We start from the raw sequence: 15,974 nt of genomic DNA, 5'->3' as shown, positions 1-15,974 counted from the left end.
TTCAGCGCCGCGTCGGACGTCGTTTACGCACGGTGCGCGTGGCGGCCGGTGCGGCCGGTATCGCTGCCGGCTCTGGTGGTTCGGGCTGCTCAATCGGGAAAATCGGCAACGCCGCCAGCAGTCGGCTGCCGTAGGCTTTGCTCAGCAGACGGCGATCATAGATAACAATTTCGCCATAACACTGATGGCTGCGAATCAGGCGTCCGACCTGTTGAATCAGGGTAAACGAGGCGCTGGGTAAGCTCTGCACCTCAAACGGATAACGCTTCAGGCTCTTCAGCCATTCGCCTTCGGTTAAAATTACCGGACTGTCTACCGGCGGAAAAGCAATTTTATGAATATGCACCTGACTGAGCAGATCGCCTTTTAAATCGAGCCCTTCCGCGAATGATTGCAGGCCAATCAGAATGCTGGTCTCGCCTTTGCTCACCCGCTGACGATGCAGATCGACCAGTCGGCTACGCGGCTGATCGCCCTGCACCAGCATCGACAGGCGCAAATCGGGCAGGCAGGCGACAAACTGCTGCATCGCCCGGTTGCTGGCGAACAGCACCAGCACCCCTTTATGCTGCTTCAGGCTCATCTGCTGGCGGAAGAAGCCCGCCATCTCAGCGATGTGCTCCGCTTCGTGGGTCATCAGCGGTTCGTAACGCATTTGCGGGATCACCAGCTTGCCCTGTTCAACGTGGTTGAACGGCGAGTCGAGCGCCACAAAACGGTCGCCCGCTTTTTCATTCAGCCCCGACATCTCCTGCAGGCGATTAAAACTGTTGAGCGAGCGCAGCGTGGCGGAGGTAACCACCACATGCGGAATCTTCCGCCACAGCATTTTCTCCAGCTGATCGCTGACGCGAATCCCGGCGCAGTGAAACAGCAGGTGCGCCTGCCCTTCGCGCAGTTCGCGGGTGATCCATTTCGACACAGGTGCGCCGGAGGCTTTCTCCATTGCCGCCAGTCGCCATAGCTTACTGACCGATTCAAACCAGCCGAATTGACGGTTCAGCTGCAGCAGATTACGGTGCAGCCGCACCACATCAACCTTGCCGGTCTGCTCGCTCAGGGCGTTAATCAGGCCTTCGCTCAGGCCCCGCAGCGCATCACTGAGTTTGAACAACCGGGCGCACAGGTCCAGCAGCTCCTGCGGCAACGCACCCAGTACAAAACGGTATTCGCCCGGCTGATTGTGCGGCGGCAACAGCGGATTGAGCGCCTGGCTGATGATGGTCAGCAGCTCACGCAGCTCCTCGCAGTGCGCTTTCAGCCGCTCCGGATTGGCCAGCGGCGGCGGCGATTTTGGCCGCATCTGAGTCATGATGCTTTCTACCAGCTTGATGAACAGATCCAGCTGCAGGCTGCTCCAGCCTGGGGTGATATCGGCGCTCATCTCCAGCGCGTCCCGCGCCACTTCCGGCAGATGATGGCCTTCATCCAGCACCAGCATCAGATTCTTCGCCGGCGGCAGCACCGATTCGTTTTCCATCGCCGCCATCACCAGCGCATGATTGGCTACCACCACATCGACCTGCTCGATTTCACGCCGCGCCACAAAAAACGGGCATTCGCGATACCAGCGGCAGTGAGCGCCGAGGCAGCTGGCTTTGTCGGTGGAGAGCCGCTGCCACAGGCTGTCGCTGACGTTCTCCTCGCTGTGATCGCGCAGGCCGTCCCACTGATAGCGGTCCAGCGCTTTCTGCAACCGGCCGCACTGCGTCTGCTCCTCTTTGGTGCTGCTGATGGCGTCATCATCCAGGTAGAGCAGCAGATCGCCCTGCTGATCGTCGTCAGCCGCCAGCGCCGCCAGATTGCGCGGACAGACATAGCGGCCGCGACCAAAGGCGGCGGTAAAAGTGAGATCGGGAATGATTTTTTTCAGCAGCGGCAGATCTTTGGTGAAGATTTGATCCTGCAGTGCGACGTTGGCGGTGCTGATCACCAGCCGTTTTTCCTGAGCGCGGCTGGCTGCAATACCGGGGATCAGATAAGAAAGGGTTTTTCCCACGCCGGTTGGCGCTTCCACCGCCAGATGGCGCGCATCATCGCCCGCCAGACATTTTGCCACTTCGGCAATCATCTGCCGCTGGGCGGCGCGCGGAATGAAATCGGGCACCTGCTGCTGCAGCGCTTTATACCACTGCGCTATCTGGCTTTTTACTGCTGCTGTCAGGGCCATTTTGTTTGTTACCACACCATAAAAATTGCCTGTATTTTTACACAGTATGCTGACGACGTCAGCTTTCAGGCAGATTTTTTCGTCTGCGGTTCCAAATCCCGTCTCTTATTGTATTCGGTGCCGGATCAGCTCAGCACTTTAAACATGTAGGTCGTCGCATCCAGCTCGCCGGTGGTGGATTCGGCATAAAAGGGTATCGAGCCGGCGACCTGCCAGTCGAGCGAACGGTAGAGATCGCTGGCGACATCGCCGCTGCGCGTATCCAGCACCAGCAGCGTTTTCCCCATCTGCCGCGCCCGCTGTTCCGCCTGCTGCATCAGCTGACGGGCAATCCCCTGGCGGCGCGCCCGCGGGTGGACCAGCAGTTTGCTGATCTCCGCCCGATGACGGCCGTTGGGCATTGCGCTGTTGTTAATCATCACCGTCGCCACAATCGCGCCGTGCTGAGACGCCACCCACAGTTCGTCATTGCCGCTTGCCAGGCTGTAGATCCGATTCTGCCAGAAACGCAGGATCGCCTGCTGATCGGCAGCATCAATAAATCCGACGCTGGCCCCCTGCGCGACGCAGCCCTGCAGCACGTCACAAAGTTCGGATAAGCGCTGCTGCGCCTGTGTCGCGCTGAGCATCTGATAGTCGATCATGGTTTTGCCACCACCAGTAAATAGCGCGCGCCCTCGGTCAGGTGCGCTTCAAAGGCCGATTTGCCAGTCAGGTGAAAGCGTAAACAGTCGCCCGGACGTAAGGTCCACTGCTGGTTTGCCATGCTGACGGTCAGACCGCCTTCACGTAGCCAGATATGCTGTTCCATACTCTGTATCGGCGGGGCGTCATAATCGATACGCGCACCGGGCCGTAATTTGCCCTCCACCAATTCGCATCTAAAATGAGTAACAGGCGGTGACACATTTCGCCGGTGGAATCCACTGGCTTCATCACTCCATACCGGCTGCTGCTCATACGGGATCAGCAGCTTCGCATCCTCCTCTACTTCACTCAGCAGGCGCGACATCGTTAATCCGTAGGCTACACACAGGCGATTAAGCAATGCGGCAGTGGGGCTGGTCTCGCTTCGCTCAATGCGTGATAATGAGGCACGGCTGATCCCGGTAGCGATTGCAAGCTCATCCAGCGACCAGCCACGTTGCAGACGTAATTCCGCGAGTCGCGCTGCCAGGCGTTGTTCGGTGTTCAGGTCCGACATAGTACCTTCTCATAATTGGGAATAATTTCTCTTATATGAGATATAGCTGAGAAAAGGCGCAGCGGTCAAGTTGTACATTGAAAAATGTATTGTACAACTTAGTTTGCTTCGTTATGGTAATTCCACTCAGATCAGTATAAAGAGGAATTTATGACCCTATACAGTATCGGTGACGTCGCCGAGCGCTGTGGCATAAACCCAGTGACATTGCGCGCCTGGCAAAGACGTTATGGCTTACTGAAGCCGCAACGGACCGAAGGTGGGCATCGTCAGTTTGATGAAGAAGATGTTCAGCGTATTGAAGAGATCATGCGCTGGATCGAGAGCGGCGTGCCGGTCGGCAAAGTTAAAGCGCTGCTGGAAGGGGGTGATGTCGATGCGCATGATGGCTGGACCACCCTGCAGGATGAACTCATCAGTGTGTTACGCCATGTCAGACCCGCCAAACTGCGTAACAAAATTGCGGCTATCGGTCGCGAACATCCGATCGATGCGCTGATTGATCACGTTTTTATGCCGGTGCGTCAGAAGCTCAGTCTTGATCAAAACACCGCCCGTACCATGTGCAGCCTGCTGGATGGCTTGCTGATCGATTATGTGGCGTTCTGCCTGACCGCCAGCCGTAAAAAAGCGGGCAAAGATGCCCTGATTATCGGCTGGGGCATTGATGACCGCACCCGCATCTGGCTGGAAGGCTGGCGCCTGTCGCAGCACGGCTGGCGGATCGATGTGCTGGCTGAACCGCTCGACGTTCCGCGCCCGGAGCTGTTTCCTGGCATGAATATGTTTGTGTTTACCGGAAAAAAACTGACCCGTCGTCAGCAGGAACAGCTGTCGCACTGGCAGGAACAGGGTTACGCCGTGCGGTTGCACGAAACACCCTGATGACAAAAACGCACGCTGGGCACTTTGCCTGCTGCCTTGCGCGCGCTATCATTCCCGCCTCATTACAACGCGCTCAGGTTTTCCCATGAACTGGAAAAAAACATTCTTCGCTACGCTGTTTTTCATTATGGCGGCTGGCGGTACCAGCGGTCTGATGCTGGTCGGTTACTCTCTCATTGTGCACTCACGCTAAACCACCGTTGCAGGCGCTCGAACAGGCGATCGCTGACAATCGCCAGCAGCGCCACCAGTAACGCCCCCTGAATCACATACGCGGTATTAAATCCGCTTAAACCGATGATCACCGGTGAGCCCAGGCTTTTTGCCCCGACCGTCGAGGCGATAGCGGCTGTGCCGATGTTGATGATCACCGAGGTGCGGATACCGGCGATAATCACCGGCGCAGCCAGCGCCAGCTCAATCTGCCACAGACGCTGCCATGCGCTCATCCCGACGCCTTCGGCAATCTCCCGGCTGCTGGCAGGGACGCTGTCGATGCCCGCCAGCGTGCCCTGTAAGATTGGCAACAAGCCATAGAGCAGCAGCGCCACCACCGCTGGCCAGGCACCAAATCCCATCACCGGCACCGCAATCGCTAATACCGCCACCGGCGGGATAGTTTGTCCGGCCGCCACCAGCGTTTCCATTAACGGACGAAACGCCCGACCGGCTTGCCGGGTGACCAGAACCCCACTCCCGACGCCAATCACCATCGCCAGCAGACTCGCGGTGATCACCAGAAACAGGTGCGCCAGCGTCAGCTGCCAGAATGTCTCCTGCTGGTAAAGCGGCCGGGCCAGCTCCGGGAACCAGTGATGAAACAGCGGCCCGCTGTAGGGCATCAGCGTCAGCAGCGCGCCATACAGCAGCACCAGCCACAACAGCGGATCGGTCAGCCAGCGCATGCGGTCTCCTCGCGCAGCGTCAGCAGATCGTTGAAGTAGAGCACGCCCAGCGGCTGTTGCTGTTCATCGATCACCGGCAGTTTGTCGGTGCGCCGGGTAATAAACTGCGACAGCGCTTCACGCAGCGTCAGCCCGGCGGCGATCGGTTCGCCCGTCAGCCATTCGCCCCGTCGCACCGCATCACCGACCTGCCCCAGCGCCAGCAGCCGCACGCCCATTTCGCTGCGGCCAAAGAAGTCCCGCACAAAATCATTTTTCGGCTGGGTCAGCAGCTCAGCGGGTTTACCCTGCTGGACGATCTCACCGTTATCCATCAGCACAAGGCGATCGGCCAGCGTCAGCGCTTCATCAATGTCATGCGTCACCAGCACGATGGTGCGGCCCGACAGCCGGTGAATACGCAGCATCTCCTGTTGCAGCGCGCCGCGGGTCACCGGATCGAGCGCGCCAAAGGGTTCATCCATCAGCAATACCTCCGGATCGGCCGCCAGCGCGCGCGCCACGCCCACCCGCTGCTGCTGTCCGCCGGACAGCTGATGCGGATAACGGTTCAGCAGTTGCGGGTCAAGATTCAGCAGTGCCAGTAACGCCGCTATCCGCTGCGTAACCTGCTGTTTTGACCAGCCGAGCAGCGCCGGGACCGTGGCGATATTTTTCTGCACCGTCCAGTGCGGAAACAGGCCGATGGACTGAATGGCATAGCCCATCCGTCGCCGCAGGTCACGGGCATCAAGCTGGCGAATCGACTCACCGGCGAAACGGATCTCGCCGCTGTCGAACTCCACCAGTCGGTTGATCATCTTCAGGGTGGTCGATTTACCGGAACCGGAGGTGCCGAGCAGCACGCAGAACTCCCCTTCCGCCACCGTCAGGGAGAGATCGCTGACCGCCGCTTTGCCGTTGAAGGCGCGCGAAACGCCCTTAAATTCAATCATCTTTTTTCTCCAGCAGTGAGATCAGCAGGCGGAACAGGGCATCGACGGTGACCGCCAGCGCAATCACCGGGATCACGCCCAGCAGCACCAGATCCAGCGCGCTGCTCAGCAGGCCCTGAAAAATAATTGCGCCAAAGCCACCCGCGCCAATCAGCGCCGCCACTACCGCCATGCCCAGGGTTTGCACCACCACCACCCGCAGACCTGCCAGCCACACCGGCAGTGCCAGCGGCACATCGACCGCCATAAACTGCTGCCAGCCGCTCATGCCGACGCCGCGCGCGCTTTCACGTACCTCCTGCGGGACCTGTTGCAGCCCGACCACCACGCTGCGCACCAGCGGCAGTAAGGCGTACAGCACCAGCGCGATCAGGGCCGGTGCCATGCCGATGCCACTGATCCCCCAGTCGCCCAGCCACGGAAAACGCAGTGCCAGTCCCGCCAGCGGAGCAATCAGCAGGCCAAACAGCGCCACCGACGGCACCGTCTGGATCACATTCAGCACGCCAAACACCGCGCTCTGCCAGCGAGGCTGCCGGAACAGCAGAATACCCAGCGGCAGCGCAATAAGGAGCGCAGGCAGAACGGTACCGGCCAGCAACGTCAGATGACGCACCAGCGCGGCGTCAAACACCGCCTGGCGATTGGCATACTCTTTCAGCAGCGAGAGATCGTTAAGCTGGCCGCTGAACAGCAGCAACAGCGGCAGCAGCCACACCTGCAGGTTAAGCAGCAGCTGTGCCAGCCGGTGGCGGGTCAGTTGCCGCACGGTGTCGGTAATCAGTAGCAGCAGCAGCGCCCCGCTGCACCACAGGCCGCTGGCAAAGCTGGTGCGCGCCAGCCGGCTGCCGTGCTGGCTGAGCAGCGTCGCCTGATTGCCACTCAGCCAGATCATTGCCGCCAGCATCAGTTCAGCCGACAACAGCGCCAGACTAAGGCTGATGCGCGACGGCGCAAACCACAGCAGCAGCCACAATACCGCCAGAGGCGGCAGCACTACTGCCGACTGACTGATCTGCCAGCCCATCAGCGGCTCGCCTGCCACCAGCCGATTCGGCGCAAAGGTCAGAAAGGGCAGCGCCACCAGCGACAGGCTGAGCAGCACCAGCAGCAACAGCGCAACGGGTTGCTGACCGGGACGTCGTATCGCTTCCCGCGATATCCGCATCGGTTACAGCAGCTTCTGCTGTTGCAGCCACTCTTTCGCCACGCTGCTGGCATCCTGGCCGTCGACCGCGATTCTGGCGTTCAGCTGTTGCAGCGTTTTCTCGTCGAGCGCGCTGAATACCGGCTTCAGCCACGCATCAATCTGCGGATAGGCTTTCAGCACCGATTCCCGGATAACCGGCGTTGGCGCATAGATCGGCTGTACACCTTTCGGATCGCTCAGCGTCTGTAAACCCAGCGCCGCTACCGGACCGTCGGTACCGTAGGCCATCGCCGCGTTAACCCCTGAGGTTTGCTGCGCCGCCGCACTGATCGTTACCGCGGTATCCCCGCCAGCCAGTGACAGCAGCTGATCCTGTTTAAGATCAAAGCCGTAGGCTTTTTCAAACGCGGGCAACGCATCGCTGCGCTCAATAAATTCTGCCGAGGCGGCCAGCTTAAACGTGCCACCTTTTTTCAGCCAGGCACTGAGATCGGCCAGTGAGGTCAGCTGGTTCTTCTCGGCCAGATCTTTACGCACCGCAATGGTCCAGGTGTTATTGGCAGGCGCAGGCGTCAGCCACACCAGATGGTTTTTCTCAGCATCCAGTTTTTTAACTTTTTCGTAGCCCTGGCGGGCATTTTTCCAGGCACTGTCTTTTTCATCATTAAAGAAAAAAGCACCGTTACCGGTATATTCCGGATAGATATCCAGCTCCCCGGCGGTGATGGCCCCGCGCACCACCTGCGTGGTCCCCAGCTGAATTTTATTGACGGTTTTTACACCGTGCTTCTCCAGCACCTGCAAAATCACATTACCCAGCAGCGATCCTTCGGTATCAATTTTCGACCCGACCCGCACCGGATCGGCCGCGTGTGCAATGCCCAGACTGAGCAGCAAGGCGCTCAATCCAACCCAACCCCGAATTCTGACCATGACCTGTTCCTTATCGCGTGTTATCGCCTGTTGTATCAGAGAATTGTTATCGATTGTGCTCACGCCGGGAGATCAGGATGACGCATAACGCGCACTGCGCTGTTCCGGCAGAGCCGTCGCGTGCCCGTTATGAAGACCGTAGCCTGACGCACAGCGGTTTGGTTAGCCGCTTTAAAAGCGTAGCCTGGCTATGCCGGACCGTAGATGACTTTATCGCAAATTGATAACGATTTGAGACTAAAAACTTATTGCTCATAACTGAAATGAATTTACGTCTGGGCGTCTAAACGGCTATTCTCGATGCCCTGTTTTCAAAAATAAAAGAATCACAACATCATGTCCGACCTGATCTCTTCCGCCCATGTGGCAACAACAGGGAGTGCGCCGACCGGCGAAACGCAGTGGATCCGCAGCGCGGCCGATGTCTCCCGCTTAGTTAACAGCGGCGATAGCGCCCGCAATAATGCGCGAATTGTGGTCGCCATCGCGCTCGGTGGCGTCTTCCTCGACGCGTACGATCTCGGCGCGCTGGCGTTTGGCATCAAAGACGTGGCGCGCGAATTTAATCTCAGCCCGACCGGCACCGGCATGGTCGCCTCGGCTATCACCTTCGGTGCGATCATTGGCGCGCTGATTGGCGGCTACCTGACCGATAAAATCGGCCGTTATCGGGTCTTCATGGCCGATATGTTCTTTTTCGTGGTGGCGGCGATCGCCTGTGCCTTTGCGCCGAACGAATATGTGCTGGGCGGCGCGCGCTTTGTGATGGGGCTCGGCGTCGGCATCGATCTGCCGGTGGCGATGGCGTTCCTGGCGGAGTTTTCAAAGCTGCGCGGTAAGGGCAACAAGGCGGCCAGCGTGGCGATGTGGTGTCCGACCTGGTATGCGGCGATCAGCATCTCTTATCTGCTGGTGCTGCTGCTCTACGCAGTGCTGCCGGAAAGCCATACCGACTGGCTGTGGCGGCTGATCCTTGGCTTTGGTGCAGTACCGGCGATTATCATCATCGCTATTCGCAGCCGTTACATGAGCGAGTCGCCGGTCTGGGCGGCGAATCAGGGCGATCTGCAGGGCGCCGCCTCTATTTTGCGCAGCGCGTGGAACATTAACGCCCAGGTGGCGCAGGATGCGGCGCTGACGCCGATCAGACCGGCGCGGCCGGCCAGCTGGCGTAACTACGGTGCGCTGCTGCAGGGAGTCTATCGACGCCGCACCCTGCTGGCGACCATCACCTCCATCGCCTCCTCTTTCGCCTATAACGCGGTGGCGTTTGGCCTGCCGGTGATTATCACCAGCTTCTTTGCCCAGTCGATGCTGACCAGCATTCTGGTATCGCTGGCGCTGAATCTGCTGTTTGCCTTTGTCGGCGGTATTCTGGCGGTGCGGCTGGTGCCACGTCTCGGGGCGTGGAAGATGTCGGTGGCCGGTTATGCCTGTCAGTGCGTGGCGCTGCTCGGGCTGGCGCTGATTGGTCGGCCGGAAGGCGGCCAGGAAGCGGCACTGGCGATTGGTATGCTGGCGCTGTTCCTGTTTGGTCAGGGTTTCGGTCCCGGTTCGCATACCATGACCTTTGCTTCGCTCAGCTATCCGACCTCACTGCGTGGCGTCGGCGTTGGCTTTAACCAGACGCTGATGCGTGGCAGTTCGACCCTGTCGCTGTTTCTGTTTCCGGTGCTGGTTGCGGCGCTCGGGACCGGCGTATTCTGGGTCATTTTTCTGGCACCGCTGGCGGGCCTGCTGGCGTTACTGGCGATCCGCTGGGAACCGTCAGGCTACGATGTTGATGCCGAGGATTTTGAGCTGCCGCGTTGATCCTGAATAGCTTCTCAGAATGTAGCGATAACGGCTGCGGAAGATAAAGCGAGGGGAGCGTACGTCGGTAGCAAAGCAGCGCGAGCCGTGCATGGCCCGTGCTGAGCCTGCCTTAAACAGCGATTTTGCGAAGGAGGTATGCTGAGCCAACGCGTTATCGACGACCAGAACCGCACCTTAGCGTGCGGTTTTTTTATGCCGGAAACGCGTCGAGATGGGCCGGAATGCGCGGAAAAGTATGCAAAAACCACGGAGTGAATTGCTGTGGCTGCTGCTGCATCTGCTGTTCAATGGTTGCCAGCGAGCGGTAATCAAAGGCGTCCGCTTCCTGCGGATTAAGCTGCGGCAGACGATCGCTGACGGCAAAGAAGACGTGACCATATTCATGCTCGGTCAGGCCATTGCTCAGCGGCAGGTTGTAGCTTAGCTCGAACATCGGCGTCAGGCTGACCGTCATGCCCATCTCTTCGCGCAGGCGGCGTTCGGCCGCATCCCGGGTCGATTCATGCGGATAAGGATGGCCGCAACAGGTGTTACTCCACAATCCACCACAGTGATATTTATCACTGGCGCGCCGCTGCAACAGCAGCTCCTGCCGGGAATTGAAGACGTAGACCGTCACCGCGCGGTGCAGCAATCCTTTTTCATGCACTTCCAGCTTTTCCATTTTGCCGGTGGGACGATCGAGGTGGTCAACGAGGATAACTTCAATAGCAGACATGGCGTTTCCTTGAGATTATTCCCAACTATTCTGGCACAAGATTGCCTGTTTGGGCGGCCAAAAAAGGTTTTTTTAACGACAGCCAGTCTGTGATAAACAAATGAAGCGGGAAGGAAATCAGGCCAGCGAGGCTGGCCTGGAGAGGAATTATAATTTAAAGCTCTGCACCACTCGCTCAAGCTGGGTGCTCTGAACTTCCATTGCCTGCGCAGCGGCGGAAACCTGCTCCACCAGCACGGCGTTCTGCTGGGTAGTGCCGTCAAGCTGGGTAATCGCCACGTTTACCTGTTCGATACCCATACTCTGTTCACGGCTGGCTGACATGATTTCACTCATCAGGGTGGTCACGCTGCTGACGCCCTGCATCAGCTCATCCATGGTTTGTCCCGCCTGTTCTACCAGCGCGCTGCCGGCATCAATATTCGACACCGACTCTTCGATCAGCTTTTTAATCTCACGCGCCGAGTTAGCCGAACGCTGTGCCAGGTTACGCACTTCGGATGCCACCACGGCAAAACCACGCCCCTGCTCACCGGCCCGCGCCGCTTCCACCGCCGCGTTAAGCGCCAGGATGTTGGTCTGGAAGGCGATGCTGTCGATCACGCTGATGATATCGACCACTTTACGCGAAGAGTGATGAATTTCGCCCATCGTCGTCACCACCTGACGCACCACTTCGGTCCCACGCGCCGCAACCTGTGACGCATCGCCCGCCAGCTGGTTAGCATGGGTGGCGTTGTCCGCATTCTGCCGTACCGTGCCGGTCAGCTCTTCCATTGAGGCCGCCGTTTCGACAATCGAACTGGCCTGATCTTCAGTACGCGACGAGAGGTTGGCGTTGCCGCTGGCAATTTCGCGTGAGGCGGCGGTTATCGCCAGCGCGCTGTCGCCGACCTGCTGCATCAGCCCCTGCAGGTAGCTGATAAACTGGTTAAAGCTCTGCGCCACCGCGTTAAATTCCGGGCTGTTGCTGGCGGGCAGACGCTGAGTCAGATCCGCGCCGCCGGTCGACAGGGCTTCGATGTTGCTGTTAAGCACGCTGAGGCGTTTCATCATGGCGCGGACAAAACCGAGCAGCACCAGCAGCAGGATCACCGCCAGCGGGATCTGCACCAGGCCCAGCCGGGTCAGCATATTGTGAGATTGCGCTTTCAGCAGGCTGGTCGGCAGGCTACTGGCGAGATACCACGGGCTGCCGGGAATCGCCTGCACCAGCAGGGTCTGTTCACCATCGTTGCTGTCAAAGGTGGTTTCCAGCGGCTGGCTGCCGACACCGCTCAGCAGCGCTTTCAGCGGCGCGGCCATCGGCAACTGCACATCGGCCAGGTTCTCCAGTTTCGGCGCGGCATTGACCAGCGCACCGTTGCCAACCACTTTACCGTCGGCTTCAACGATCAGCACGTTGCCATGAATGGTTTCACCCATCTGTTTCGCCAGCTGGTTGAAGAAACCGAGCGTTACGTCGATGGTCGAGACGCCCCAGACGGTGCCATCGCGATAGATCGCCATGGCGCAGTTGGTGCGCGGCTGCGGGCTGGCCGCATCCTGATAGGCTTTAGCCCAGGCACACTGTCCTTTCGCTGCTGCCATGCCATCTTTGTACCAGGATTGCTCCCAGTATTTATCAGCCGCATCGGAGTTCCAGTAGGTGTTGACCTGCAGTTCATTACTGGCGTTACGGGCAAAGAAGCTGCTGTTTTTTTCTTTCGCCGGATCGCGGCGATTGGGCAGAGGCCAGATACCGCCGCCAAACACGTTGCTGTCCTGATACTGGTTCACCAGCGTCGGCAGTAAGGTGTCGATGGTGGCGCTATCCATCACAGACGCAGCTTCAGTGATGGCGCGCTGCTGCGCCTGGACGCGGTTCATCTGTTCGACGATGCCGGAAGCCAGTGAATCGACCTGATAGCGAACCAGACTTCTTTCGCTGTCGATCAGCTGTGGAGCAACAAACTGGTTAATCACCCAGACGGTGATCAGGAGGAGCGCAACAAAGAAAGCGATGAGTGTTGCGGTGAAGCGGGATTGTGTTGTTTTTAACATCTTTGTTCCCCTGGACCTGGTGTGGCGCGATTGCCTTATTCGGGTTAACGGCGCGGCCCAGCGGAACTTGAGATGAGCAGGATCACAGTTTTAAAATATGACTGATTCGCCTGAGAATTTAGTGTTAGCGCCTGGTGATGCCGCCGCTCCTGATTTGCCCGAAGCAGCGACGTTGCGCGTTATTCCGGTGAATCCACCACCTGCTGACGTGGCCGGAAGATGTGGCTATTGCCGTCAGCCGTCAATCGCTCACGCAACCGTTGCCCGCCGTGCTCATCCGCCTGAGCAAACTGGCGCTCCGCCTCGGTAACCGGCGTGGCCCACAGCAGGGCTGGCCGGTCGCCGTCGCGCTTCGGCAGCTTCAGCTGCGCGCTCTCAGTAGCCAGCTCGCCCGACAGCAAAAAGCTGTCAAAACCCACCGGCGCCACTTCCGACGCCAGCGTATGCCCTTCACCCAGCCAGGTGAGGCGCGCCCACGGCAGATGCACAAACTCCGCCAGCGCACTGGCCATCTGCACCGCATTGCCTTCGGTCATCACTTCGCCGTCAACCGCCATGCCGAGTTCGATACGGCGATACTGCGGAGCCAGCTCATCAAACAGATAATCAACCTGCGGCATCGGGCGGATGCTCATACCAAGCGTCAGGAAGTACCAGACGCCCTGATGCCAGTGTTGTGAAATCGCCATTGGCGGCCAGCTGCCCTGATCGATGGCATAATATTTCACCGACTCGCCAAAGCGCGCCTGGTAGCAGGCCATTAAATCCTGCTGCACCTTGTCCCACTCGCTACCGTCATGCCATTCACGCCAGAACTGGCGCTGTTGTTCAGCGCGGGCGTAATAGTCGTTAGTGGAGGCCGAACCCAGCGGGGCCGTCAGCCGGTTTTTTTTGATACAGCCGGCGGAGAAACTGACCTGCTTCTCCTGATACAGGCTCCAGCCTGGAATAACGGCCAGCAGCTGCCCGTAATACCACAGGGCTGCGCCATCATCGCTCGGCTCCCAGAGCACCTGTAAGCCCGCCGGATCAAGTTCCGGCTCCGCTTCCAGGTTGCGGCAATACTCGGCGCTGAGCAGCGGCGCAATGCCCTGCTCCATCGCTTCGCGATCTTCCTGTGCCGGTGCCGGCAGCAGGTTTCGTAACCAACAGCCGCGCACCGCGTACTGGCTGCGAAACAGATCGGTCGGCCAGATATAAAAATAGGCGGTGCGCGCATCCTGCTCGACAATCGCGGTCAGGGTGTGTTGCTGATTGTGGACTTCAGCAATCAGGGATTTGTACGTCATAGTGCCTCGACAAAGCCTGGAGGAATCCATTTTCCCCGAGAATAGAGCAGGATCGTGACTGCCGCCATCTGAGACAAGGGTAATAGTCTCAAAGTGTGGAGGCTGGGGGTGAAGTGTTGAGATGCAGAACGTGAAATGTGCGGCCGTTATCGGTTTGAAGACCGCTTTGAGCGAACAGGAATATCCGCTTAGCGGATATTCCTGTTGTCGTTTTCAGACTGTCGGCTGAAAGGCACATGAAGTTTTTAATGGTCGCTCTGGAAAGGCTTGCTGCCGTATCCACGATGACCAGGCGAAAGGAATTTTCAGATATCAAAGGGCTGAGATCTGGTCAGGCAATAAGAACGGCTTCAACCTTGTTACCTGCCACTACCGACATTCAATCATTGCAGATCGCAGGTACATCAGGGCCGCAAAGCCTTTGTTTTGACCCGTCCGATAAGCGATGTCGTCATTTCACGCCGCTAATACTCCCTGACTGAGGTCAGCGATCATGGTTTTTTAAACCGGCTATGCAAGTTAAAAGCGGGAACACTCTCCCGCCATCACAGATCGCCTGATACAGGCCATCTCGTTACGCGAAATTAAATCTCTTTCCGGCCAAGATAGCGCTCTTTAAACAGCGAACAGGCAATGCCGATATCCAGAGCAGGCGACGGCGGCATAAAATTGGCCTGACCCAGCGATCTCATCTCCGCAATCAGCGGGTTGTCCTGATTCATCATCATATCCGCGAGCAAACTGCCCGCCACGGTCTGTTTAGATATACCCGCGCCGTTACAACCGCCAGCGGTACAGACAAATTTATTTAACCTGCCCCATACCGGTGCGCCGTTGCGGGTTACGCTAATCGTACCGGACCAGGTGTGCGCTATTTTAACCCCGTTGAGCGTCGGATAGACTTTATTGAATAAACGCTGATGTAACTGGGTTGCCTGATAAGTTTGCGCAGCGTCAACCTTACCTTTTAAGGCGGGAATAACATGCTGGCGAATCAGGAAGCGTCGGTCTGAGGTGAAACGGAAGGTCGCCCCGGCAATAGCATTCACCGGCGTGAGACCCCAACTTTTCATGGGAGGAAGTGTCGCCAACTGTTGGTCTGTTAACGGGTCGGTGATGCTGGCGAAGGTTGCCATAGCCGCCTGACGGGATATGCCGGGAAGCAGTTCTGGCGACAGGGCGTTAGTCGCCAGCATCACTTTTGCGGTTTTAATCACGCCAAAGGGCGTGAGGACTTCGGCATGATCACCATAACGAATACCCAGAACGGGCGTATTATCAAAAAGCTGGATATTGTTCGGTAAACAGTGGCTGAGCGCAGTCATTAATTGCGCCGGATTTACCAGTACACAACCTGGCGTAAAAATGCCTTTGCTATAAAATTTTGTCCCAAGTTTCTGATAGAGCGCATCATTATCTAAAGTCTGGTAGGGTTCATCCATTAAGTCGAGATTGCGGGTGTATTCATTTAATATATGATCGTTACCCTGCTCAACCTGGCAATGATATTTACCGACGTTTTCCCAGTCGCACTGAATATTATGTTGTGAAATAACCTGTTCTAACTGTGAAATTCCTTCCTGAAGCAGGTTCCGGTAGGCATTTGCTTTTTTTAATTCCGCGGTGGAGCTGCCGATATTATGAGGCAGACCGATAACGAAGCCGGAATTACGTGCTGATGAACTTTCTGATGAGCGATGTGCATCAACAACGATAATGTTCAACCCAGGATCTATTTCAGCTAAACGGCGTGCGAAGGCCAAACCAGTGAAGCCAGCGCCGACGATCACCCAGTCGGCCCTCATCTCACCCCGCAACATTGGATACGAGGCATAACAGTTGTCGCCCGCAGGCCAGCCGGACTGGTTATGGTTGAAGGGGATAGATGCGTAGCGCAACGTCCTGAACCTTATTTGAGAAAAGAAGG

The 15,974-nt window shown here is 57.9% G+C and carries 13 protein-coding genes; 2 read left to right on the top strand and 11 right to left on the bottom strand.

The genetic code is table 11. The annotated features are described in order from the left end of the window. Position 1: 1 nt before the first annotated feature. From dinG to WFK59_RS02195, 3 genes are all read right to left on the bottom strand, one after another. Positions 2–2,170, bottom strand: a complete 2,169-nt coding sequence (dinG, locus tag WFK59_RS02205; protein ID WP_233984806.1) for an ATP-dependent DNA helicase DinG — start codon at positions 2,168–2,170, stop codon at positions 2–4. 125 nt (positions 2,171–2,295) lie between these two features. After that, entirely contained in the window at positions 2,296–2,814 is a 519-nt protein-coding gene (locus WFK59_RS02200; protein ID WP_336754926.1) for a GNAT family N-acetyltransferase, read from the bottom strand. After that, the gene (locus tag WFK59_RS02195; protein ID WP_336754925.1) at positions 2,811–3,374 is read right to left on the bottom strand and encodes an XRE family transcriptional regulator; all 564 of its coding nucleotides are present in this window, start codon (positions 3,372–3,374) and stop codon (positions 2,811–2,813) included. The genes WFK59_RS02200 and WFK59_RS02195 overlap by 4 nt, the downstream gene beginning before the upstream one ends. Positions 3,375–3,524: 150 nt before the next feature. Between WFK59_RS02195 and WFK59_RS02190 the strand changes: the two genes are divergently transcribed. Further along, entirely contained in the window at positions 3,525–4,259 is a 735-nt protein-coding gene (locus WFK59_RS02190) for a MerR family transcriptional regulator (protein WP_233984809.1), read from the top strand. Between the two features lie 173 nt (positions 4,260–4,432). On the opposite strand, the gene WFK59_RS02180 is transcribed toward WFK59_RS02190, so the two are convergent. The 4 genes from WFK59_RS02180 to osmF are packed head-to-tail and all read right to left on the bottom strand — an operon-like array spanning position 4,433 to position 8,182. Further along, positions 4,433–5,164 carry an ABC transporter permease gene (locus WFK59_RS02180; RefSeq protein ID WP_233984810.1) on the bottom strand — a complete coding sequence of 244 codons (732 nt, stop codon included), beginning with the start codon at positions 5,162–5,164 and terminating at the stop codon, positions 4,433–4,435. Next, positions 5,152–6,099 (bottom strand): ABC transporter ATP-binding protein, encoded by a 948-nt coding sequence (locus tag WFK59_RS02175; protein ID WP_233984811.1) that lies wholly within the window; start codon positions 6,097–6,099, stop codon positions 5,152–5,154. The genes WFK59_RS02180 and WFK59_RS02175 overlap by 13 nt, the downstream gene beginning before the upstream one ends. Next, a complete protein-coding gene (locus WFK59_RS02170; RefSeq protein WP_233984812.1) occupies positions 6,092–7,267 on the bottom strand; it encodes an ABC transporter permease in 1,176 nt (391 codons plus the stop codon). Before WFK59_RS02170 ends, WFK59_RS02175 begins: the two co-directional genes overlap by 8 nt. A gap of 3 nt (positions 7,268–7,270) precedes the next feature. After that, the gene (gene osmF, locus WFK59_RS02165; protein WP_233984813.1) at positions 7,271–8,182 is read right to left on the bottom strand and encodes a glycine betaine ABC transporter substrate-binding protein OsmF; all 912 of its coding nucleotides are present in this window, start codon (positions 8,180–8,182) and stop codon (positions 7,271–7,273) included. A gap of 336 nt (positions 8,183–8,518) precedes the next feature. On the opposite strand from osmF, the gene WFK59_RS02160 reads away from it, so the two are divergent. Beyond that, a complete protein-coding gene (locus WFK59_RS02160; RefSeq protein ID WP_336754923.1) occupies positions 8,519–9,994 on the top strand; it encodes an MFS transporter in 1,476 nt (491 codons plus the stop codon). A gap of 193 nt (positions 9,995–10,187) precedes the next feature. Here the strand turns inward: WFK59_RS02160 and idi are convergent, their stop codons facing one another. The 4 genes from idi to WFK59_RS02140 all read right to left on the bottom strand — a co-directional run bounded on the left by idi (position 10,188) and on the right by WFK59_RS02140 (position 15,945). Next, positions 10,188–10,715 (bottom strand): isopentenyl-diphosphate Delta-isomerase, encoded by a 528-nt coding sequence (idi, locus tag WFK59_RS02155; protein WP_233984815.1) that lies wholly within the window; start codon positions 10,713–10,715, stop codon positions 10,188–10,190. 147 nt (positions 10,716–10,862) lie between these two features. After that, positions 10,863–12,758 carry a methyl-accepting chemotaxis protein gene (locus WFK59_RS02150; RefSeq protein WP_293003439.1) on the bottom strand — a complete coding sequence of 632 codons (1,896 nt, stop codon included), beginning with the start codon at positions 12,756–12,758 and terminating at the stop codon, positions 10,863–10,865. Between the two features lie 179 nt (positions 12,759–12,937). Further along, a complete protein-coding gene (locus tag WFK59_RS02145; protein WP_336754922.1) occupies positions 12,938–14,047 on the bottom strand; it encodes a suppressor of fused domain protein in 1,110 nt (369 codons plus the stop codon). A gap of 584 nt (positions 14,048–14,631) precedes the next feature. After that, the gene (locus WFK59_RS02140) at positions 14,632–15,945 is read right to left on the bottom strand and encodes an NAD(P)/FAD-dependent oxidoreductase (RefSeq protein WP_336754921.1); all 1,314 of its coding nucleotides are present in this window, start codon (positions 15,943–15,945) and stop codon (positions 14,632–14,634) included. Between the last annotated feature and the right edge of the window lie 29 nt (positions 15,946–15,974).

Origin of the sequence: Pantoea sp. USHLN298 (assembly GCF_037149395.1) — a bacterium.
Taxonomy (GTDB): Bacteria; Pseudomonadota; Gammaproteobacteria; order Enterobacterales; family Enterobacteriaceae; genus Pantoea; species Pantoea astica.
This window is presented reverse-complemented; position numbering and strand designations above follow the sequence as displayed.